Raw genomic sequence first — 23,990 nt, 5'->3', positions numbered from 1 at the left:
TAGCTATCATAAAAATGGATAAATATAGTTCTTTCAGAAGATTAATGGCCTGTTCGTCTATCGGCTAGGACGCAAGATTTTCATTCTTGAAAGAGGGGTTCGATTCCCCTACGGGCTACAGAACAAAGAATTAAGAATAAGATAAAATAAAAAAGCGATGGCAAATCATAAATCATCCATAAAAAGGATTCGGCAGACAGCAACACGCTGCTTACGTAACCGCTATGGTGCTAAGACGATGCGTAATGCCGTAAAAAAGTTACGTGCTACCGAAGACAAAAAAGAAGCGGAGGCATTGTATCCGAAAGTTTGTTCGATGCTTGACAAGCTGGCAAAAAGCAATGTGATCCACAAAAACAAAGCCGGCAACTTGAAATCAAAGCTGGCGAAGCATATAAACGCTCTGGCGTAATCATCTCCGTATTTTTTGCTAAAGCAAAATAAAAGAGCCGGACGGTCGATGTCCGGCTTTCTTTGGCTAATGGCCTGTTCGTCTATCGGCTAGGACGTGAGATTCTCATTCTCAAAAGAGGGGTTCGATTCCCCTACGGGCTACAAATAACAAAAAAAGATAAGAAGACTGTAGGATTAGAGTAGCTATTACGCCTGCCCCCCCCTTACAAACCATTTAGACCTATTGAATATTGGTTTCAATAAGGAAATGATATAAAAAAATAACATGAAAGTACACTTTCTTATTCTACTCTTTGGGGCTCTTTATGGTATGTCCTGCACATCAAAAACAGAGCATAAGACATACACGAAAATGTATGACTTGGAATTCAGAATGCAGGAAGACTCCTCGATTGTTTATCATTGGCAGCAAAATGCGGCATATCTCAATTACACAATTCCCGTTGGTGTGAAAGGAGTAGATCGTCCTCTATTTGCCATGATGTATCAAAAAGGACACCCTTTTTTAAATCGGCTGCAAACGGAACTCAAACAAAGAATCCTGCTTCCCCCTTGCAATGCAAACCAAGCGACGGTTGAATTTGAGTCGAAAGGAAAAAACATCAGGCAAATTTCCATTACCTTAGATGCTATCAATGAGGAAGAAAAAGTCATTTTTTCCGACACACTAAAATTTATACCCGATACTGCTTTACGTATCGTATCGAAAGATATAATGGTAAAAAATGCGAAGTTGCTGAATATCCGAATAAATGCCGAAGGAGTCGTTGACTCAACGGCTTATATCGCCCTCTCAAAATTAAATCTATGGTTGGATGGCAAGCCAATCGAAGCTTCCTTGTCCGAACTCTATCTCCCTTTACGGCACAAGACGCACGCACATACACCCCAATAGCGATGGATGAGAGACTCCCATTGGATCAGATCAACGAAATAAATAAGAAGAAGATTATCGGTCTGGGAGAATCCATGCATGGAAATGACGAAATCAAAAAATTAGGATATGAGTGTATCCTTCAAACGGCGGAACAACAAAATGCCAGATTGGTCCTTTTAGAAATGCCTTTGGAAGTTTCATTGGCATGCAACAGATACATACAAGACAGCCGTTATACGTTGGACTCTTTGTTTCTGGCGGGTAAATCCACGCTTCACTTGTTTGATTTCTTAGATAAATTACGCCTTTTCAACTCGAAACAAACAGACGAATCGAAGGTGAGACTGTATGGTTCCGATTACAACCCCATTTATTCACCGACTCAAAATTCGGCCGTAGATATCTTTGACTTTGTAACGCGGCTTAACGAGCAAGCTAAAATTCCGGAATTGGACCAATTCTCCCTTTTATTAATGGAAGCGGACTGGCAGGAAGCCAGCTCTTTCCTTCAAGCTCATAAAAACGAGATTCAAAAAGTGCTTACACCCGAAGAAGTCGATGTCATTTCTCACATCTTGACTCTTTCGAGAGAAATTGGAGATAACCCCATACAGCGATTTATCCGAAGAGATTCTGTCATGTTTGCAAATGCCAAGTTTCTTATCGACAAATATGCCAGCGCCGAAAATGTAAAAACGATCATCTACGGACATGCGATACATATCAATCGCCTTTCAACATTTCCTGCCGTACCGTGTACCTCCTTCGGATATTATATGCAAGAACAGTATTCCGATGCTTATTCACCTCTTCTGATTTTAACAGGCGAAGACACCGGCATCGCATATGATCAACATTATAACCAGCAAAAGACGTTCTTACACAAGCTTCCTTTTAACAGTATGGAGTCTTTCCTAAGCACTTTCGACGAGAATATTTTTTACATCCCACTGACCCCTGAATTTAACCGATTGATCTTGTCACGATTCAAAGGTAGCCATCATATGCCCCAAGAGTTTTATCCTTTTAATCTATATCAGAGATATAAAGGAATATTTTTCATAAAAAACTTAGATTACGATAGTATAGATAAAAAAGAAATTTCTCTTGATGAAATTTCTAATCTATTCATGGCAAAAACAAAACAGAGACAAAAAAAAATCGATGAGATACAGAAACGTATTAAGATTTCACAATCACTTCCAATTAAAAGACAATGAAAAAATTGACCAGAAAAAGTTTAGATGAGTTGGCAAAAACATTGCCAGTAATTGAAGAAGCATCCCAAATGCACTACGTAGGTGGAGGGGATGGGACATCCGCTAATCCCTACACCCAATATGAGTATAACACCATGCTCAACAGTAACAGTTGGAATGGAGGTTACGTAGAAGGGATAGGGTATGTAGCCAATGATGTGTATATTCATGGGAATTCAACTTATCCAGGGCAAACATCACAAGTGTATTATATGAATTTATCTGATTTTATTCGTAACCAATGTAACCAATCTATTTCCGAAGCAGATATTTGGGCAAATACAGGATTGAGTATTATACCAGGACTGTCTCAGATGATTGATCAATTCGGGACTCGACTTGAAAACATGATGAGAGAATTACAAGCGACCTTATTGGACCAGGGCTATACAAATTCAGAAGCATTTACAGTGGTAAAAACTGACTTGTCTGGACAAAACGCCATAAGATTCTCGATCTATAACGCAAATAATGGTTCTTTTATAACATCAAGAACAATACATACGCCATATGGAAATTGGAATTGAGTTTCTTGTCAACAACCTCATAAAATTATTGTGAGATTGTTGTCCGCGAATTGATTAAATGAACTACTCGCCCGCTTTTGGACGGGTAGTTTATAGAGGAATAATTTTTACTTCTCGCTGCAAGTAGCGAGGAGTTAAACTCTAAGAGATTAAATTATAATGACAATTAAGACAAGACCAGTTCTTATATTTTTGCTGTTTTTTTTATTATTAATGCAGTGCCATTCCTGTGCACAGCAATCAAATAACAGTCTCTTAACTTATCATTGGGTTATGAGCAAAAACCACCCTTTTTTAAAATCAAAGATTGACAGCACAACCGTACCCTCCATCCTCTTAGAGACAATTGGCGAGAAAACAGGAATTTGCGGATTTTCTAAACCTCTTTTTCAAGAAAAAGGTTTCCGCTCCAAAGTTTTGATTAAAATCAACTATAAAATAGAAAACGGTAGTGAATTATACCTGAAATTAATCACTATTGGCGATTGCGAAAAAATAATATCAATAGATACTCTTTATCTTTCATTAAATGAAGAATGGACTACAGAAACTCTATCGGTAGATTTAATGGAAGCAGCGTTCCTTAATTTATCGATAGAAGCGAAAGGAGATACAAAAAATAGCGCAAAAATATGGATAAATAACCTAAATCTTTTTATAAACGAAAAAAACATAGGGAAGCTTGAAACCGAAGACCAAGGGATTAAAATGTCATTGCAGAAAGAGGATATCATTCCTATTGATGACAAGAACCGAAATCACCTTCCTTTTATGAGTAGAAAAATATTAGCCATAGGAGAAACCATTCACGGCACTGAAACAATGAATGATATAGCCATTGATATAATCAAAAACAGGATTATTCATAATAATTGTAGATTGATTCTGTTAGAGATACCTTTTGAGAATTCGTTCTACATAAACAGATATATTGAGAAGGACTCCAACTTCAAAATAGACAGTATTTCCACTTATTTTGACCGATCGTTATTCTCAAGCTCTTTCTTATCGCTAATAGAATGGATAAAGAGACATAATTCACACTCAGATAAGAAAGTCTTTTTCTGGGGAATTGACGTAAATTATATCCAACTACAAAGCAAGTTGGATTTGTTTAAATTCTTTTACACCCTTAATATAACCGAGCAAGACAAAAATTTAAAAAGGATATGTGAATTATTGGTATATACCGGACCATCGTTGGACGAAATTATCGCCATATTTGATGCCAGCAAGGGCTTTAAGAATATGCTAACAGAAGATGAATCTGAATTGATGCGACATTGTCTGGTCTTGTTGAATAATAAATCAGATAGTTACTACAACTTTATAAATCGAGACGAAAGGATGTATCAAAATACAGCGTTTATGGTTAACCATCTATTAAAGCCAGACGAAACCGCCACTTTATTTTGCCATTTCGGACACGTGGCTTATCAGGGTATCATAGAAAATACTCTAAGTGTTGAAAGCCATAATACACTAGGGTATTATATGAAAAACAAATACAAAGACGATTACAGCTGTATTGCTTTGATAACCAGTAAAGGAGATTTTTTGACATCAACCTCAGATTCTCGATTCCATTTTAAAATAAAATCATTGCAGTCTCCAACGCGAGGTAGTTTGGAGTATTTAATGGATGATGAGCGCTATGGGTACTCTTCTTTTTTATCCACAGAGAAAATGAATTGCGCTGATATATTTAAAACCAGATATATAGGGAATATGTATATTAAAAACCAATTCAAATACATGATGCCCAAAGCAAGAATGGACGGAGCTATTTTTATTAAACAAGTATATCCCATAAAGAAAAAAAAGATATTTGGAGAACCCGAATTAAATACGAACGTAATCATAATGAATGCCTTCCAAGATGCGTTAAAAAAAAATAAAAAATAAATAGGATTGAAGATGAATATTGCCTTTTTAACTACATTAAATCCATACGATATAAACAACTGGTCAGGAACAACCTACCATTTGTTGCAAACTTTAAGTAGGGTTTACCGAATAACCCATTTTGCCAATTAAACTACTGACGATTAAAATAATATATTTGAAAACAGTTGCTCATTTAAGAACAAATCTGCAAATTTGCATATTAAAACAAAACCGGATGAAGCTTAGCTCACAACATAAGCAGCTGAGTCCGGATCTCATCAAGTCCTCTCTTGACAAACTCCCCAAAGATAACCGGTGGGTAAGGTTGGGCGACAGCCTTGTGTGGGATGAGATAGAGCGTATTTATAATATCAGGGCAAAACGGCCTGATACGGGAGCCGCGTGGACTGCAGCATGCTATTTACGAAAAACGTGATGAAGTTGCTAAGAGAGCTTCTTCATGCTCTTATCCAAAGGATGCTGACCGTTATTTTGGAGACGGTATACATGAGAAATATGGAAACAAAAAACTTCGGGTTGACAGAAACGGATTTTTTACAACTCTTTGTGGAATATAATTCAAGGAATCCGAATTACAGGCATATTTTACGGACAGACTCGACCACTAATAAGATGAACAACAATAAAATAAACCGAATCCCAATCCCCGACACACTGATATTCGGTGAAGCAAACTCAATCTACAATGTTAAATATTACAAATACGCAAGTACAATAGAAAAATTATTCTTATTTTTGGGGCAAGTGATCCGATATGATCCATATCTTAATCTATTTGTAATTGTAACATGATTAGAATCAAACATAAAACGATACCAATGGGGTCAAATACATATATAAATACGTATATGGTTCATTTTGGGTGCGTAAAAACCTCGAATCAGAATACACAAAACACTCATCCATGATTAACGAGGCAACGATACGAAAAATAGTTGATTACATGCTTCTCAATGCTTGTTCTATAAACTCTTCGGGACTTTACAGCGGCAAAGCAGGCATTGCATTGACATTATTTGAAGTGGCACGTTATTTACAAGATGAGTATATCGAAGAGCAGGCTTTTGATTTGTTACAAGAATCTTTGACTAGTAAAACAGAGAATATAAGTTTTGAACACGGATTGTCGGGAATTGGTTATGTATTGTTATATTTGATAGAGAACAAGTTTATAGAGGCCGATTTTGACGAATTGTTTACCGATCAGTATAACAAAATAATTGAAGAAGTTGATAAATCGGAAGGAAATTCTGTTTTTTTATTTCAAGCTCTGCGGATGAATTATTTTTGGACTTCTGTAAAATCGATTTATCCCAAAGACAAACGGATTGACGAAATAATCAGGCATATTTTCGAAGCAAACGAGCTCTATTTTTCTGTTCAGTTTTTTGATTTTAATGATATAAACTATACTTACAATAAAAATGCAGTTTTAAAAAGATTTGAGACCTATCTAAAAACGGTTTATGAGTGTGATTACACTGATTATTCACATGTAATTTTGGACGATTATGCGAAGTTGTACAGGAATAACCGAATAATGAGTTCTTATAATACAGCGTACTACATGGAAAAATTAGATACATTCGAAAAATATAAGGATGTGATTAATGAGAACAAACTGTTCTCTTGTTTGGATTCTGTGGAAAGTTACATTTTAACAGAGCATATAGATAGCTCAAAACCAGCAAGGAATTACAATTCTTTATTCTCTCTAACCATCAATAAAGAAAACGAATTGGAAAAAATATTATTAAAGCATATTCCGCCGGGAGCTTTTGTCGCAGGTTATGGACAGGGAATCGGCCAACTATTGACTCATGCAATAAAAAACATCAATCTTATTATAATGGCCTCCATTAATTTATATATTATTGACATGTCACATGCTGCCAACACATCGGGTGTGGACAGATATATAGGTACGCTTATCGGAGGATTACGGAATTTTCTAGAAATAAAGACTCACTGGATACATCTGAGAAATGACAACACACTGCTTTTTCCGAAAGAAGAAACAACGAGACATTACATCAAATGCACTATCCCACTCCCACAACAATACCATACAATAATATCTGAGCGTTTTTGGCTACGGAAATACAACGAACAAGTTTACCGGCTAACAAAACACCTCTTCGACAGAAAAAAAAATTGTATTATACATCTACATACACTCAATTTGATTGATTTGGCGGTCTATATCAGAGAACAAACAGGATGCAAAATCATCACACATTTGCACTGCATTCCTTGGAAAGACCTATATAACAGCGACAAAGAACGTTTCAATAAATTGTATAAACACACCTATCTGAATAACGGACAAAAAAGTAGTCCAAATCCAGAAACCTATGTAACGAACAATTGTGAATTACAATCATACACAGCTCCTGATGCTTTGCTGTGCGTAACAGATTCTGCCGTAGATTTTCTAAAAAATTGTATCCGCCATCACACCAAAAATATCCAAGTGATACCCAATGGTATAGACGATTTCAACCATTCAAAACGAAAACAAAAAACAAAGTCTGATATATTTTATTGTCTATATGTGGGTGTGGTAAACGAAAGTAAAGGAATTGAATATGTATTGAATGCATTGAAAATAGTGCAACAACAAAAGTACAAGGTTATGTTGACAATTGCCGGAACTTGCAGTTCTGTATTTCAAAAAGAGGTAAGGAGTGATTACCCTGATTTAAATATTGATGTAAGAGGTAGAATTTCCTTTGATGAACTAAAAGAATTATATGTAAAAAGTGATATTGGAATAATAGCTTCTTTGCAAGAACAGGCAAGTTATGTCGCGATAGAGATGGCCATGTTTGGATTGCCGATAGTAACTACGGCTGTCGATGGCCTGGATGAGATTTTTACAGATGAAGAGAATGCTTTAAAAGTCCATACTAAATTCTCATCAGTTTTGGGACTTTCAGTAGACGTTGATATGATGGCAAAGCAAATAAAACGTCTTATTGATGACCATGAACTAAAGAATCGATTAAGCCATAATGTCCGAAAACTATATCAGAAAAAATTTAATCTGGAGCAAATGATGCATAGAACGGTACAAGTGTATAAAGAATTGGTGTCATTAAATAAACAAATGGAAAGATGAAGACCAAGATAGAAAGACGGAAAAAAAACACGGAAATTGCCGTTTCAATTGTATTACCGGTTCACAACGCTGAGATGTATATCAGGGATTCTATTGACAGCATTATTTGCCAATCATTTAAAGACTTCGAATGCATTATAGTAGATGATGGTTCCACAGACAATACTTGTAATATTATCCGTTCGTATGATGATAAACGTATTATCATGATTGAGAATTGTCATGATTTTGTCAGTTCTCTGAACTTGGGTATAAGCAAGGCACAGGGAAAATATATTGCCCGTATGGATGCCGATGACAAAATGCACCCCGACAGACTTAAAATTCAGCATGCCATTATGGAAACAGAGCCAAGCATAACTGTCTGTAGTACATGGATGAAACAATTTTGGAAAAATGTACCTGTAGAGAGGATTGCCCACTCTCTCTGCAGTCTGGTGAAATATCCTTTGCTTGCTTTTCTGCAGGGAAATTTTGTATTTCACCCCACGGTTATGATACGAAAAAAAATTCCTGATTGAGAACAAGTTGCATTATGAAAATTATCCCTATGCCGAAGACTATAAACTCTGGATAGAAATAGCCAAAAAAGGTGGAATATTTTATGTGGAATCCCAGCCGCTACTCTATTATCGGATTTCAGAAACCCAAATAACACAAAAAAAAAGAGAGGAACAAATAAAAACTTCAGAAAAAATATTGCTGGAGGTTTTATATTATTTGATCGAGAAAAATAAAAATGACTTTCCGGAATTAATGCTTATATTTGAAGCATTGGACAAACTTCGGGAAAAAGAGATGGTTCCTTTCAACGGGTTAGTAGAAGTATTTCAAAAAATATTTCACCTAAACAAAAGCAGACTACTATCACCCTAACTGATAATTATTCACTAATTTTAAAATTTAACTTTATATGGCAAGAAAGAAACTAACAAAATCAAGTCTGGACGAATTGGCAAAAAGAATGCCAATATTAAGTGAAGCATTACAAATGACCTATATTGGAGGTTATGATACTAACGATTGTTGGTGGAGGTGTATTGCATACTTAAAAAGCTGTGGGATTGATTACGATGCCGATGCTGCTATGGCAATAGCAAGTGGCTATTATGGAGATAATTTTGATGAAAACAACTATGCTTTCTCTGGGAACGGACATGATCATAAAAAATTTGCATCTAACTTTTTTAGTGGCTCAGAAGAAGGTTATTGTAGTGGTCAAATTCTAGTATTTAACCCCAATACAACTCCAGGATGGTCTGGTAATGGTACATCAAGTCATGCCGTGATAATCAAAAGATATGATAAATCAGGGAATATGGTAGTGTTTGACCCTCAAAACCCAGAAGAGGGAGAATTCGTGATAAAACGATCAGATGTTTCATCTGGTGCGTTTGTCGTAAATGTAAAATAAACATATCATGAATAGAAGCCTAATTTTAATACTGCTTACCATTCATTCATTCGGTTGGCAACTATACGCACAGGATATCCAGGAGAAAAATTCTATGCTTATAAAGGAAAATCATATTTCAAAATTGAAGTATGACAAATTCTGGAACATTCTAAAAAAAAATCATATCACATACCATCCTAAAGAGCAATGGGTTGTAGTATCGGATACGTTAGCTTACGTATTCGGTAATGATTCATGTCCTATGCGAAATGAGATGAACATGAGAAATGGAATATTATCTCATAAGGATGGAAAATGCAAAGTGGCCATTGACCCTGCTTTTAATCCCATGGAAGGAAAAAAATTACCTATTCCATATAAAAATGAAGTCGCACAAGAATATATATTCTCTCGCATAGCTGCTAGATTTGAAATGGGGAAAAAGTTTCGTTCTCGTACAAAACAAGAAATGAAAGATGCAGAAATGCTAGTTACATATTATCCTGTTGATACGGCAAAATCTATTTTTAATGGAGTGTCTATGTTCGTTTATCCATTAAATTTCAAAGGCGAGTATTGCCAAAATATCTATCGTTACGGCAAAGGAGTTGTAATAGTTGGAAAATATAATATACCTCTGTATCTCTACTTTTTTATGACGGAAGAAAGCATCGTAGATTTTGACAAATATCTTTCCGAGTTAAAAGGAATGTTTATATTTCAAGAAATGGATGAGACAGATAAAAAAAGAGATTTATAGCAACTTGAGTAAATTTATCGGTTAAATCCCCCCTAAAAAATATTTATTCACATAAAAACATCTGATTGCCATCTTGTTTTTGTCTTATTATAAGCAATGCCACTTTTGAACACAAAAAGTAGAATATTGAAAAAATTCATTACCTCAACAAAACAAAAAATAGCATTCCTGTCCATGCTTGATCCATACAAAATTGGCAATTGGTCTGGGACATTGTACTATATTGTAGAAATTCTAAAAAGAAATTATTCCATTGAATGGATAGGGAAAGAGATCGTTGACTCATCTCGACAGTTTCATTTTAAAGGAGATTTTTTTCCAGAATACTATGCTCCTGTTTTCGGAAGGATACTTTCCGAAAGAATAAACAGATATATATACGATATAATAATTGTTCGTGATTATTTTTTCGGTGCTTATCTAACGGTAAATATTCCGGTAATTTATATTGGGGATTCGACTTTTCGATTATTTAAAAAAAACATGAAGGTACCATCCAGTCGTTTTGAAGCTATGGCGGACAATTTAGAAGAAAAAATGATTGAGAGAGCGGATCATATAATATTTTCATCCGAATGGGCTAAAGAAAATGCTGTTTATGATTATAACTGTCCGTCTGATAAAATTCATGTTGTAGAATTCGGTGCGAATATCCCTGCTCCTTCGGATTATAAAATTTCCATACAAACAGATACTTGCAATTTAGTATTCATCGGGAAAAATTGGAAAAAGAAGGGGGGAGATAAAGTCTTCATGGCATATCGAAAATTAAAATCCAAGGGGTTACAATGTACGCTTACCATTATCGGTTCAACCCCTCAAGAACCTTACGATGAAATAAAGGATGTGACAGTTATTCCTTTTTTAGATAAATCCAAGCCGGAACATCTAAAAAGACTTTGCAACATCCTTAAAGAAGCACATTTTTTAGTGCTTCCCACGGAATTCGATGCATTCGGTATCGTTTTTTGTGAAGCATCCGCCTACGGAGTCCCTAGCATCGCAGCGAATGTAGGCGGGGTGAGTCAGCCCGTAAAGGAAGGTAAAAACGGTTTTTTACTGCCACCCAATGCCACGGCAGAAGATTATGCCGACAAAATAAAATCAGTGTTCAGCGATAAAGACGGTTATATAAAGCTGCGCGAATCTTCTCGCCGAGAATATGAAACACGCTTAAATTGGGAAGTGTGGGGAGAGAAAGTGAATAAAATCTTAGAAGAAACGGTGGTAAATTATAACAGGAGAAATGGCGAATAGCATAGATGATTTTTACCTTCCCGTTTACGTCATCAATCTCAAAGAACGTATCGAACGGAGAAAGCACATAGAGGAGCAATTTCACGGAAAGCCGGAATTTGAGCTTACATGGATCGAAGCCGTAAAACATCCGATTGGAACCATCGGGCTTTGGCAAAGTATGGTAAAAGCGGTGCGGATGGCAGAAGATAATGAGGATGATATAATGATCATTTGCGAAGACGATCATACATTCACATCCGCATACAGCAAAACGTACCTTTGGGCAAATATGATCCAAGCCAACGAACAAGGCTCTGAACTCCTTTCCGGCGGCATCGGCGGTTTTGGAGCGGCTGTGCCCGTTGCTACCAACCGTTATTGGGTAGATTGGTTCTGGAGTACGCAATTTATGGTCATCTTTAAGCCTCTCTTTCAAAAGATATTGGATTATGATTTTAAAGATACCGATACGGCTGACGGGGTTTTATCCATTCTTGCTAAAGATAAAATGGTACTCTATCCGTTTATCTCTATTCAAAAAGATTTTGGCTATTCCGATGTTACACGTAGTAATAATGATGTTTCAGGATTGGTAAATCACCTTTTTCAGCAATCCGATTACCGATTGAGAACCATTCATCACGTAGCACATAAATTCAGACAGGAGAAGAATGACAAATAGCGACTGCAACAAAAACATACAAGACACGCCGCCCTCCTCGTTCATTCCGACAGGAAGAGAGGAACTACTCCCGGATGAACGAAGCGAACCAGACGAAATCGGCGAAAAATCCGAAGAGGTACAAGCCATTATCGATCGTATGCCCACCTATTGGGTAAAATGGGTCGTTTTGTGTGTCGGTGTGCTGATGAGTGTTATCTTGCTGTTGGGTTTTCTGATCCGATATCCCGACACGGTCGACGGACAAATTTCGGTAACAGCTACTACTGCTCCCGTTCGTTTGGTCGCCAACAGCAACGGGCGCATCCGTTTGCTAAAAACCAACAAATCCCAATTGCAAAAAGGCGATGTAATTTCCTACTTGGAGAGTGGTGCAGACTACAAGCACATTCTATGGGTGGATACCGCACTCAACCTTTTGAAAGCAGACGCTTCCGCTAAAATATCCTTACCCGATACGCTGATACTCGGGGAAGTCAGTTCTGCTTACAATGCTTTTCTGCTTGCCTATCTTCAATACGAGCGTATGCTGAGTTCCGTTATTTACAGTACGATGCGCCAAAACTTGCAACAGCAAATCCTTGCAGATAGAGCCGTAATAGCCAATCTCGACAATGAAATTCAACTCAAAAGACAAATCCTCCGCACTTCCGCCGATCAACTCAGGAAAGACAGTTTATTACTCGTCGCCAAAGCCATCAGCGAACAGGAATATCAACAGCAGCATACCGCTCATCTCTCACTACAACAGACACTCTTAAATCTGCAGAGCAACAAACTGATGAAACAATCGGAGGTAGGCCGCAATCAGTTCGAAATACAGCGTATTCTGCTGGAAGAAACCGAAACCGGAGAAAAAGCCTATTCCGATTACATCACACGTAAAAACGAGCTTTCAAACGCCATCAATCTTTGGAAAGAACGTTATCTGCAATATTCACCTACTGCGGGCGAATTGGAATATCTCGGTTTTTGGCGGGACAATAGTTTTGTACAGACCGGACAAGAACTTTTTTCCATTATTCCCGATAAAAACAACATATTAGGTGAAGTGATCATACCTTCGTTTGGAGCCGGAAAAGTGAAAATTGGTCAATCTGCCAACGTAAAAATCAACAACTATCCTTACGATGAATACGGATTGATAAAAGGTATTGTAAAATCCGTTTCTCGCATTACCAACAAACTGAAAACACCCAAAGGAGAAGTAGATGCATATCTCGTGATTATTTCATTTCCTGAAGGCACGGTAACGAATTTTGGAAAAACGCTACCCCTCGACTTTGAGAGCAAAGGAACAGCAGAAATTATCACCAAACGCAAACGACTAATTGAAAGGTTGTTTGACAACTTAAAAGCGAAAGGAGAAAAATAAGGCCATGTTTTTCCACCGTTTCCCCGTAGAATATCAGATGGATTCGCAAGACTGCGGTCCGGCGTCTCTGAAAATTATTGCCAAACATTTCGGTAAGTTTTATTCCCTGCAGTTTATGCGCGATCGGTGCGGCATTACCAAGGAAGGTGTTTCATTGCTCGACCTCAGCACCGGCGCCGAAAGTATCGGGCTTCGCACGCTCGCCATCAAATGTACCATAAACGATGTGGTAAACAGCATTCCCTTTCCGGCCATTCTATTTTGGAAAAACAGCCACTTCGTGGTAGTGTATCATTCCGATAAAAAACACATCTGGGTTTCCGATCCCGCCAAAGGACGCATCAAATACAGCCACGAGGAATTTAAGCAAGGCTGGTATCAGAAAGGCGAAAAGCGAGGCGTGCTGCTTGCTGTGGAACCTACAGCCGAGTTCAAAGACAGCAAAGCCGAACGGGAACAGAAGAAAAACAGCTTCTCAAGCATTCTGAAATATTTCTTTCCGTACAAACACAACTTCGGGCTGATATTCATTATTATGCTCGTAGTTACCGCTTTGCAGGGAATGCTTCCCTTTATTTCCAAAGCGGTCATTGATGTGGGAATCAGGACTTCGGACGTAAAATTTATCCATATGGTATTGATCGGAAATATCAGTATATTATTGAGTGTAATGATATTCAATGTATTGAGAGATTGGATTTTGCTTCATATCACGGCACGGGTAAACATTGCCCTGATTTCGGATTATCTGATAAAACTGATGAAACTGCCCGTTACGTTTTTCGAGAACAAACTGATGGGCGATATTCTTCAACGGGCGCAAGACCACGAACGTATCCGAAGTTTTATCATGAACAATTCGCTGGCATTGATATTTTCGACTTTCACATTTGTGATATTTGCCATCATTCTTTTGATTTACAATGCCATTATTTTCTATATCTTTTTAGCAGGCTCCATTCTTTATGTTTGCTGGGTATTACTCTTTTTGAGTATCCGAAAGAAATTGGACTGGGAGTATTTTGAATTGCTCTCCCGCAATCAGAGCTATTGGGTAGAAACGGTTTCTGCCATTCAGGATATCAAGATTTATAACTATGAGAAATATCGCCGTTGGAAATGGGAAGAGATTCAAGCCCGGCTCTATCACGTCAATAAGCGTGTTCTCGCCATAACCAACGCACAGAACTTGGGCGCTCAATTTATCGAAAGCATCAAAAATATGGGCATTGTCTTTTTCTGTGCCATGGCGGTAATCAAGGGCGATATCACATTTGGGGTAATGATTTCCACGCAGTTTATTATCGGAATGCTCAACGGACCTTTGGTACAGTTTATCAACTTTGTCGTGGGTGTGCAATACGCTAAAATCAGTTTTTTGCGTATCAATGAGATTCGTCAATTGGAAGACGAAGAAGAACTGCTTTCCATTGGCAACACCTCCATTCTGCCCGAAAAGAAAACGATCCGCCTGGAGAATATCCATTTTCAATATACTCAAAATTCGCCTTTGGTATTACGAAATATCTACCTGCAAATACCGGAGGACAAGATTACGGCAATTGTAGGAGGTAGCGGAAGCGGAAAATCGACACTGCTCAAACTTCTGGTACGGCTTTACAAACCCAGCTACGGAGAAATAAAAATGGACACGATGAACGTAAATGCTATTAACCTTCATCAATGGCGAAATCTGTGCGGTGTAGTAATGCAAGATGGAAAGATGTTTAGCGATACCATTTTGAATAATATTGTCTTAGATGCCGATCGGATTGACTACGACTGGCTGCGTGAAGTGTGCCGGATCGCTCAAATTGAAGATGAGATCAACGCCATGCCCAAAGGTTTTGAAACGATCGTCGGCGAAACCGGACGCGGACTGAGTGGCGGACAAAAACAGCGTTTGCTGATCGCTCGAGCCTTGTACAAGAATCCGAAATTTCTATTTCTCGACGAAGCGACCAACGCCTTAGACAGCATCAACGAACGTAAAATTGTGGATGCGCTGAATAATGCCTTTCAACAACGTACCGTAGTGGTAATAGCCCATAGGCTAAGCACCATTCGCAATGCCGATCAAATTGTTGTACTCGACAAAGGTTTTATCGTGGAAGCAGGTAATCACAAAACTCTTATGGAGAAAAGAGGACATTATTTTGAGTTGGTATCGTCGCAAATGCAAATTTCATAAGTTTGATCATCTAAACTCTTTCAAGTAGATTCTTTTTTGAAAACGAGATTCTCATTCTCAAAAGAGGGGTTCGATTTCTCTACAGACTGCCTTTTCGGGAAGAACCGCATTTCATTGCCCTTCCGGCGTTTTTTAATACTTTTTACCACATACACGCCCTCCTGTCTTGAAAAAAACAACTACATTTGTTAGCCTTTTACATTAGATTTATTAAAAAGATATAAGCACAATGAGTGACGAAGAAATAAGAGCTGCGAGTAAGGAATATTCGTCGAAAAATATTCAGGTACTCGAAGGTTTGGAAGCGGTGCGCAAACGTCCCGCCATGTATATCGGCGATACGGGCGAAAAAGGATTGCATCATTTGGTGTATGAAGTCGTAGACAATTCGATTGATGAAGCGCTTGCGGGTTTCTGTAAAAACATTGAGGTCGTAATCAACGAAGATAATTCCATCTGCGTAACGGACGACGGGCGAGGCATACCGGTCGATTATCACGAGAAAGAGGGCAAGTCGGCGCTTGAAGTCGTATTAACAGTGCTTCATGCCGGCGGCAAATTCGATAAGGGAACCTATAAGGTCTCAGGAGGATTGCACGGTGTCGGTGTTTCGTGTGTGAATGCGCTTTCTTCCCATTTGAAAGCAGAAATACATCGCAACGGAAAAATCTACATACAGGAATTTTCGCAGGGTAAGCCGCTGGGAGATATCCGTGAGACGGGTACGATCGACCGTACCGGCACCATCATCTCGTTTAAGCCGGATGATACGGTTTTCACCGTTACCCAGTACAAATACGACATCTTAGCCAATCGTTTGCGTGAGCTGGCGTTCCTGAATGCCGGCATTTATCTGACACTAACCGACAAGCGGGAGAAGAAAGAAGACGGATCGTTCAAATCGGAAGTTTTCCATTCGAACGAAGGGTTGAAAGAGTTTGTTCGCTACATCGACAAATCGAAAGAATCAATGATTCATGATGTGATCCATATCGTAACAGAGAAACAAGGGATTCCGGTCGAAGTGGCAATGACGTACAACACCTCGTATAACGAAAGTGTCTTTTCGTATGTGAACGACATCAACACGATTGAGGGAGGAACGCATCTCTCCGGTTTTCGTCGTGGTTTGACACGCACGTTGAAAAAATATGCGGAAGATTCAAAGCTGCTTGAAAAGGCGAAAGTGGAGATTCAGGGAGACGATTTTCGCGAAGGCTTGACAGCCGTCATTTCGATCAAGGTCGCCGAACCTCAGTTCGAGGGACAGACGAAGACGAAGCTCGGAAACAACGAAGTGATGGGTGCCGTCGATATGGCGGTAGGTGAAGCGCTGGGTTACTATCTGGAGGAACATCCGAAAGAGGCCAAGGCCATTGTCGACAAGGTAATTCTTGCGGCTACGGCGCGCCAGGCGGCTCGTAAGGCGCGGGAGATGGTACAGCGCAAGTCGCCGTTCTCGGGCGGAGGATTGCCCGGCAAACTGGCAGACTGTTCATCGAAAGATGCGGCGGAATGCGAGCTGTTCCTTGTCGAAGGAGATTCGGCCGGCGGTACTGCAAAGCAAGGAAGAGACCGTAACTTTCAGGCCATCCTGCCATTACGCGGGAAAATTCTGAATGTGGAAAAAGCGATGGAGCACCGCATCTTTGATAGTGAAGAGATTCAAAATATCTTCAAGGCCATGGGCGTCACCATCGGAACGGAAGACGACCCGAAAGAGCTGAACTTAAGCAAGCTGCGCTATCAAAAGATCATCATCATGACCGATGCCGATGTCGATGGAAGCCATATTGCCACGCTGATTCTGACCTTCTTCTTCCGTCGTATGCGCGGCTTGATAGAGAAAGGGTACGTCTATCTGGCTACTCCCCCACTCTATCTCTGCAAGAAAGGCAAGGTCGAAGAATATTGCTGGACGGAGCAGCAGCGCCAGAAGTTTATCGACACGTATGGTGGAGGAAATGAGAGTCAGATACATACGCAACGATATAAAGGTCTGGGAGAGATGAACGATCATCAGCTATGGGACACGACGATGAATCCGGAGAATCGTACGTTAAAGCAGATCACGATAGAAAATGCGGTGGAAGCGGACTCGACGTTTGCCATGCTGATGGGAGAAGATGTGGCTCCGCGACGTGACTTTATCGAGGAGAATGCAACGTATGCCAACATCGACGCATAATTAAAAATTAAAACATACGGGGGCAATTCTTTTCACGGATTTGCCCTCTTTTATCCGGTTTCCGTAACATATCGTTTATGTCTGTCTTGCTCGATACATTATATAAGAAGGTAGCGTGTGCGGCATCGGCCGTTCCTTTGCACCGTCTGCCGAAAATCGGAATCTCGGCCAACCGGAAAGAGGGTACTTCGTGTATTGCAGAACCTTACTTCCAATCCGTCGTAATGGCCGGCGGCGCTCCCATTTTGATCCCGGTCATCACCGATATTCATACGCTTAGTTCGATCGTAGAGGAGCTCGACGGACTGATTTTTTCGGGAGGGGGCGACATAAATCCCGAATATCTGGGAGAAGCACCGATTCCCGAGCTCGGCGATACGGACGCTTGCCGTGACGAATACGATTTTCTGTTGCTGAAGCTTGCTTTCGATCATCAAGTACCTGTTTTCGGAATTTGCCGGGGACATCAGTTGATCAATGTCGCCTTCGGAGGTACGCTTTATCAGGATATTCATGCTCAACTCTCGAAAGAGGCGTTGCCACACAGTCAGGAAGAGGCGCGTGACGTCGCCACACATACGGTCACGTTAGCTCCGTTTCTTTCCAAGCTGCAAGCAGCATTACATTTCAGCGAGGCATCATCTCATCGGTTATCCTCTTCAATCGCTGTCAATTCCATCCACCATCAGGCCGTTAAGGATCCGGCACCCGAGTTTGTAGCTACGGCTACGGCGCCGGATGGGGTGAATGAGGCGATGGAGCATCCCGAATACCCGATCTTCAGTGTGCAGTGGCACCCGGAGCCTATGGCTGTATCGGGAAACGAGACGATGCTGAATCTCTTCCGTTATCATGTGCGTCAGGCAGAGGTATATGCCCGATCCAAAACGTTGCATCGCAAGATGATCACGATCGATTCGCACACGGATACGCCGATGATTTTTCAAACATTCGACCTCGGGCGCAAAGAAGGAGGCAAAGTCAATCTTCCGTTGATGCGTGAAGGACGTCTTGATGCCGCTTTTATGGTGGCCTATATTCCGCAGGGTGACCGGAACGCAGCAGCCTTACAGAAGGCGACGGATTATGCGACGGACCGGCTTACACAAGTTATCGAACAGGCCAAACGTTACCCGCATCAGATGGGCATTGCACAGAGTCCGGATGAGCTGCGACGGCTAAAAGACGAAGGCAAGAAAGCCATTCTTTTAGGGATTGAAAACGGCTATGCGCTCGGCAAAGACCTGACGAACCTGCATCGTTTCCGACAGATGGGCGTATCGTATATTACACTCTGTCATAACGGCGACAACGACCTCTGCGACTCCGCCGCAGGACAAGCGGAATGGGGTGGTCTCAGTCCGTTCGGGAAGGAGGTCGTGGCCGAGATGAATCGCCTCGGGATGATGATCGATGTGTCGCATGCTGCCGATCGTACTTTTTACGATGTTCTGGAGCACAGCACCCGCCCGATCATCGCCTCACATTCGTCATGCCGCGCTTTATGCAATCATCGCCGTAACCTCGACGATGATCAGATCAAAGCATTAGCACAACAAGGAGGCGTGATGCAAATCTGCCTCTATAAAGGATTTATCAACGAATCACCGGATAAAGCCTCGTTGAGCGATGCTATCAGGCATATCCTGCATGTGATTGATCTGGTCGGGATCGATTACGCAGGCATCGGGTCCGACTTCGATGGCGACGGCGAGCTGACAGGCTGTCGTGCCGCCAACGAACTGATGCAAATCACAATGCGTCTGATTGCCGAGGGACTGGACGACGAAAGCATTGCCAAAATATGGGGAGGTAACCTGATGAGAGTTATGAGTGAAGTACAAAACGGGATAAAATAATCGACCATCATCATGGATAGAATGATCAATAAATATGCAGGAGTATTACTTGGCAGTCTGATACTGTCATGTTGCGGTCAGAAAAATACGACAAAAGAGGAAACTACGGAACCTGCCGACACGGATAAGCGTATAGAAGCGCCGACGTTCAATGCAGACAGTGCCTATGCCTATATCGAACGACAAGTAGCATTCGGTCCGCGTGTGCCGAACACGGAAGCACACCAACGATGCGCCGATTATCTGGCGGGAGAGCTGGATCGTCACGGAGCGAAAGTTTATGTGCAGGAAGCCGTACTAACGGCATACAACGGCGAGAAATTAAAGGCCCAAAACATCGTCGGAGCATTCCAGCCCGAAAAGTCACGTCGCGTACTCCTTTTCGCCCATTGGGATTCCCGTCCTTATGCCGATCACGACACCGACGAAGCTAATCACCGTAAACCGATAGACGGGGCCGACGACGGGGGTAGCGGCGTTGGCATTCTGCTCGAAATCGCTCGTCAGATTCAGGCAAAGGCGCCTGCTATCGGAATCGATATCGTGTTTTTTGATGCGGAAGACTACGGTACACCGGAATTTGTTGACGAATACAAGCCCGACACGTGGTGTCTCGGATCACAGTTTTGGGCTAAGAACCCGCATGTGCCCAACTACAAGGCCGAGTTCGGTATTCTGCTCGATATGGTCGGCTCGCGCGGCGCTACCTTTTATAAGGAAAGCACTTCCGTACAATATGCCGCAAGATATGTGGAAAAAGTCTGGACTGCCGCACGCGAGCTGGGCTACGGAAAATATTTCATCAACGCGCAGGGCGGAGCGATCGTCGACGACCATCAATATGTAATACAAGGACTTCGCACTCCCTGTCTGGACATCATCAATTACGATCCGGATACCCAATCGGGCTTCGGTCCTTACTGGCATACGCAGAATGATACGATGGAGAACATCGACCGTGAAACATTAAAGGCCGTCGGCGAGACGATCTTGAATGTGATTTATAATCATTAAGAATTGACTGAGGTGACGATCAATGAGATACAGGACGAAGTGATCGAAGAATTTTCCGTGTTCGACGACTGGATGGATAAGTACGCCTTACTGATCGACATGGGCAATGCGCTGCCAACGCTTGACGGTCGATACAAAACAAGTAGCAACCTGATTGAAGGATGCCAAAGTCGCGTATGGTTGCAGGCCGATTACACCGATGGCCAAGTGATCTTTCAGGGTGAGAGCGACGCGGTGATTGTGAAGGGTATTGTCTCGTTACTCATACGGGTACTGTCTCATCACACGCCGCAGGAAATCCTCGATGCCGATCTGTACTTTATCGACCGCATCGGACTGAAGGAACATCTCTCCCCTACCCGCTCCAACGGCCTCGTCGCGATGCTGAAACAAATGAAAATGTACGCTTTGGCATTCAGCGCTCAAGCGAATCAGGCCTGATTTTACAATTCCAGACGGAGCTGTGCAGGCGGCAGGAGCATAAAGCTCTTGCGATGGTAAGGTGTCGTTCCTGCGCAACGGATGGCTTCACGATGCGCTTCGGTGGGATAGCCTTTGTTCTTCTCCCAATGATATGCCGGATATTTCCCGGCGAGTGCGTTCATATAGTCGTCGCGATACGTTTTAGCCAAGATCGAAGCCGCGGCGATGCTCATCATCTTCCCGTCACCTTTGACAACCGTTTCATACGGAATGCCGGGGTACGGATGAAAACGATTTCCGTCGATCAGCAGGTATTCCGGCTTTACTTTCAGCCCGTCGATGGCGCGATGCATCGCTAAAATCGAAGCACGCAGAATATTCATCCGGTCGATCTCCTCGGGTGTTACGATACCGATCGCCCAAGCCGTCGCCGCTTCCTCAATGATCGGTCGCAAGGCATAACGCTTCTTTTCCGTCAGTTGCTTGCTGTCGTTCAACAGCTCATTGCGGAAATCAGGCGGCAGGATCACGGCAGCCGCATAGACAGCCCCGGCCAGACACCCTCGGCCAGCCTCGTCGCATCCCGCCTCAAGGCGTCCTTCTTTGAGGTATGGTTGAAGCATCTTACGCTTTTCTTAAAACCTTTTCGTACGCATTCGACCGCCCTCCGACAAGGTCGGTAATGCAGGCAGAGAAATCGCGGAAAATATGAGCACCGATAATCGCTTCATCGCTCACAATGCCCCGATACGGGGTAATTGTTTGTCCTCCGACAGAAGGGGTTGTTGTCAGTATCATAACATCCTTATATAAATAGATTTAACAGCAAATCATGTTTTAAACGGTTTCGATTGAATATCCGTATATCCATCCAAAAACAATCTTGTTCTATTGGCAAGAGATAATAATATGACCAATCCAACAACATATTATCAACTTGTTTTAATTCAGCAATTTTCATCACTTCTATTCTTACAAATTCATTCAGATAAACTAATGACGGTTTATGAACACATCTATCTGATTCACCCAGACTTGACTTCTATCCCGGTTGGCTTTAAAACTACATAACATAAAATCCCGATCATATCCAACCTGTTTGCTGAAACGCAATTTTCCATTTACATAAATCTGTACCTTCTTTTTCATATCCACCATTTCAGGGGAGATATTTACCGAGAAAGAAGTTATACAAGAAGTTTCTATTCGAAAAACGTTATTACCGTACTCAGCCTTGATCTTACCTGATTTACGAGGAAAGTCAAAGGCTTTTCTATCTACATTATAAACAATTATGCTATCGTTTTTGTCATACTTCAACCATTTATCAATCTTGAAATTCAACTCCTTATGCCAGCTCTTCCGTTCCACCAATGTATCTAATTTTATATTGGAAAGCCAGTCGATCGTTCCATAACAATCATCATCAAACTCCCAAGAAATCTCCTTTGGAAAAGGATTTCTTTCCCGTTTTACCAAGTCTGAGAATAAAATTCGATACGCAGGTTCCGAGTCATCAAATTGGGGGAACCAATGGGGAAAACCGTCATATCGATATTCCTTATAATCAAGATTCATGCTCTTCATCAGTTGTGTGAATTGATCATTCGCATAGGGAGGGTAGTAATAGTCCTTGTCTGTCGAGAAATTTATAAACGAGCGATTTTTTATATTCTCTATAAAAGTCCCCCCAGTAAAGACTTTCGGATAGGTGTTGAATCCATAACATCCGGCAAATGAAGAGGGGTGCTTCATCAAGTACGAGAATGAACCCGTTGCCCCATTGGAGTGTCCCGAGATAAATACTTTATTGTCATCTACATTAATTGCCTTTTTAATCTGATGCAAGATCGCCGGAACCATAAAAAAACCATCATCGGGTACCATCCAGTTAAACTCCTTACTACCTCGAGGAAAAACCAGAATAACATCGTTCAAGGCCGCGTATTTTGTGTAATACCTGTTCCAATCAAATAATACCCATGATGCAAGTTGAAAATCTGCCAAACGATTTCCCCGTACGGCACCATGAAGAAAAAATAAAAGAGGGTATTTTTTCTCTGGATTATAATTCTGCGGCAAATGGATAAAAAAAGAGGTTCTTGCAGAATCATTTATTTGAAATGTAAGCGAATAATCTTGCTTCTGTTTTAATTTATACGGATGATAATTCCGTATATTATCATATAAAACCATCGGGTCTGTTATTCGCTCCAAATCAATCTTACACATTTCGTAGAATTCTTCCTCTTCCCCTCTCAATTTGTCATAAAACAAGGCCTTATCTTTGAGTGCTATATTTTTCACCGTGATCCATCGGGGATCATCAAGTAAATTCTTATAATCAACTTCAGAATCATTCCCTACTACATACTTCCAACTGGGATATCCATTTTTAGCTGTCTTCATGGTAACGAAAGCATTCAGGTATTTGAAAGCCTTATCATGATCATTCAACCATGCAGCCAGAATTGATGCATCATTCAATTCAGATGTATCGATGCTATCAGGAAACAGTTCAAAAGCATCTTCATACATCCTAAGGGCTTTTTTATGACCATCCATGTCCTTTTCTTTCCACATCACATTATATGCTTTATGTATCAGAACAGAATAACTCTCTTGCCCATACAACGGGATACTGAACAAACCTAAAATCACAACAACAGACTTTGCCACTTGAAGTTTCATATCATATAAGATTTATTTAAGTTTATCGTCTTTTTCCTCTCTGTTTTTTATATCATTTTCCCTATA

22 protein-coding genes and 2 tRNA genes are annotated in these 23,990 nt (G+C 40.8%); 21 read left to right on the top strand and 3 right to left on the bottom strand.

Annotated features, from left to right (window positions below):
* Positions 1-46 precede the first annotated feature (46 nt).
* The 21 genes from BFO_RS07475 (at position 47) to BFO_RS07375 (ending at position 21,251) form a co-directional block, all read left to right on the top strand.
* Positions 47-118: transfer RNA gene (locus BFO_RS07475), tRNA-Glu, on the top strand.
* Positions 119-157: 39 nt separating this feature from the next.
* Entirely contained in the window at positions 158-412 is a 255-nt protein-coding gene (gene rpsT, locus BFO_RS07470) for a 30S ribosomal protein S20 (RefSeq protein ID WP_014225051.1), read from the top strand.
* A 71-nt stretch (positions 413-483) separates the two neighbouring features.
* Positions 484-555 (top strand) — tRNA-Glu (locus tag BFO_RS07465).
* 124 nt (positions 556-679) lie between these two features.
* Entirely contained in the window at positions 680-1,309 is a 630-nt protein-coding gene (locus BFO_RS16125; RefSeq protein ID WP_244262897.1) for a hypothetical protein, read from the top strand.
* Positions 1,310-1,311: 2 nt separating this feature from the next.
* Positions 1,312-2,511, top strand: a complete 1,200-nt coding sequence (locus BFO_RS14060) for an erythromycin esterase family protein (RefSeq protein WP_244262896.1) — start codon at positions 1,312-1,314, stop codon at positions 2,509-2,511.
* The gene (locus BFO_RS14980) at positions 2,508-3,077 is read left to right on the top strand and encodes a hypothetical protein (protein WP_014225050.1); all 570 of its coding nucleotides are present in this window, start codon (positions 2,508-2,510) and stop codon (positions 3,075-3,077) included. The genes BFO_RS14060 and BFO_RS14980 overlap by 4 nt, the downstream gene beginning before the upstream one ends.
* 159 nt (positions 3,078-3,236) lie before the next feature.
* Positions 3,237-4,982 (top strand): erythromycin esterase family protein, encoded by a 1,746-nt coding sequence (locus tag BFO_RS07450; RefSeq protein ID WP_014225049.1) that lies wholly within the window; start codon positions 3,237-3,239, stop codon positions 4,980-4,982.
* A gap of 217 nt (positions 4,983-5,199) precedes the next feature.
* A complete protein-coding gene (locus BFO_RS07445) occupies positions 5,200-5,400 on the top strand; it encodes a hypothetical protein (protein ID WP_041590772.1) in 201 nt (66 codons plus the stop codon).
* A gap of 489 nt (positions 5,401-5,889) precedes the next feature.
* Positions 5,890-8,106 carry a glycosyltransferase family 4 protein gene (locus tag BFO_RS14425; protein WP_014225047.1) on the top strand — a complete coding sequence of 739 codons (2,217 nt, stop codon included), beginning with the start codon at positions 5,890-5,892 and terminating at the stop codon, positions 8,104-8,106.
* Positions 8,103-8,627, top strand: a complete 525-nt coding sequence (locus BFO_RS16120; RefSeq protein WP_244262895.1) for a glycosyltransferase family 2 protein — start codon at positions 8,103-8,105, stop codon at positions 8,625-8,627. The genes BFO_RS14425 and BFO_RS16120 overlap by 4 nt, the downstream gene beginning before the upstream one ends.
* A 7-nt stretch (positions 8,628-8,634) precedes the next feature.
* Entirely contained in the window at positions 8,635-8,982 is a 348-nt protein-coding gene (locus tag BFO_RS16115) for a hypothetical protein (RefSeq protein WP_244262894.1), read from the top strand.
* 37 nt (positions 8,983-9,019) lie between these two features.
* On the top strand, positions 9,020-9,520 hold the full coding sequence (locus tag BFO_RS07420; RefSeq protein WP_046472585.1) for a hypothetical protein: 501 nt from the start codon (positions 9,020-9,022) through the stop codon (positions 9,518-9,520).
* Positions 9,521-9,527: 7 nt separating this feature from the next.
* On the top strand, positions 9,528-10,262 hold the full coding sequence (locus BFO_RS07415) for a hypothetical protein (protein ID WP_014225046.1): 735 nt from the start codon (positions 9,528-9,530) through the stop codon (positions 10,260-10,262).
* Positions 10,263-10,388: 126 nt separating this feature from the next.
* Positions 10,389-11,519, top strand: a complete 1,131-nt coding sequence (locus tag BFO_RS16110) for a glycosyltransferase family 4 protein (protein WP_231964436.1) — start codon at positions 10,389-10,391, stop codon at positions 11,517-11,519.
* Positions 11,509-12,183, top strand: a complete 675-nt coding sequence (locus BFO_RS16105) for a glycosyltransferase family 25 protein (protein WP_014225043.1) — start codon at positions 11,509-11,511, stop codon at positions 12,181-12,183. Before BFO_RS16110 ends, BFO_RS16105 begins: the two co-directional genes overlap by 11 nt.
* Before the next feature lie 139 nt (positions 12,184-12,322).
* Entirely contained in the window at positions 12,323-13,558 is a 1,236-nt protein-coding gene (locus BFO_RS07400; protein ID WP_157755349.1) for an HlyD family efflux transporter periplasmic adaptor subunit, read from the top strand.
* A gap of 4 nt (positions 13,559-13,562) precedes the next feature.
* Positions 13,563-15,749, top strand: coding sequence for a peptidase domain-containing ABC transporter (locus BFO_RS07395; protein ID WP_014225041.1), 2,187 nt, complete (start codon positions 13,563-13,565; stop codon positions 15,747-15,749).
* A 229-nt stretch (positions 15,750-15,978) separates the two neighbouring features.
* Positions 15,979-17,937: a DNA topoisomerase (ATP-hydrolyzing) subunit B gene (gyrB, locus tag BFO_RS07390; protein ID WP_014225039.1), complete on the top strand. Its 1,959-nt coding sequence runs from the start codon at positions 15,979-15,981 to the stop codon at positions 17,935-17,937.
* 77 nt (positions 17,938-18,014) lie between these two features.
* Positions 18,015-19,796, top strand: a complete 1,782-nt coding sequence (locus BFO_RS07385; RefSeq protein WP_014225038.1) for a gamma-glutamyl-gamma-aminobutyrate hydrolase family protein — start codon at positions 18,015-18,017, stop codon at positions 19,794-19,796.
* A gap of 12 nt (positions 19,797-19,808) precedes the next feature.
* Positions 19,809-20,810 (top strand): M20 family metallopeptidase, encoded by a 1,002-nt coding sequence (locus tag BFO_RS07380; RefSeq protein WP_014225037.1) that lies wholly within the window; start codon positions 19,809-19,811, stop codon positions 20,808-20,810.
* Between the two features lie 12 nt (positions 20,811-20,822).
* Positions 20,823-21,251: a SufE family protein gene (locus BFO_RS07375; RefSeq protein ID WP_041590770.1), complete on the top strand. Its 429-nt coding sequence runs from the start codon at positions 20,823-20,825 to the stop codon at positions 21,249-21,251.
* Between the two features lie 2 nt (positions 21,252-21,253).
* Here the strand turns inward: BFO_RS07375 and BFO_RS07370 are convergent, their stop codons facing one another.
* The 3 genes from BFO_RS07370 to BFO_RS07365 form a co-directional block, all read right to left on the bottom strand.
* The gene (locus BFO_RS07370; RefSeq protein WP_014225035.1) at positions 21,254-21,856 is read right to left on the bottom strand and encodes a ribonuclease HII; all 603 of its coding nucleotides are present in this window, start codon (positions 21,854-21,856) and stop codon (positions 21,254-21,256) included.
* Between the two features lies 1 nt (position 21,857).
* Complete coding sequence (locus BFO_RS14975; protein ID WP_014225034.1) at positions 21,858-22,031, bottom strand: heavy metal-binding domain-containing protein; 174 nt, start codon at positions 22,029-22,031, stop codon at positions 21,858-21,860.
* 195 nt (positions 22,032-22,226) lie between these two features.
* Positions 22,227-23,924 (bottom strand): alpha/beta hydrolase-fold protein, encoded by a 1,698-nt coding sequence (locus tag BFO_RS07365; RefSeq protein WP_014225032.1) that lies wholly within the window; start codon positions 23,922-23,924, stop codon positions 22,227-22,229.
* Between the last annotated feature and the right edge of the window lie 66 nt (positions 23,925-23,990).

This window comes from Tannerella forsythia 92A2, assembly GCF_000238215.1.
Classification (GTDB): Bacteria; Bacteroidota; Bacteroidia; order Bacteroidales; family Tannerellaceae; genus Tannerella; species Tannerella forsythia.
This window is presented reverse-complemented; position numbering and strand designations above follow the sequence as displayed.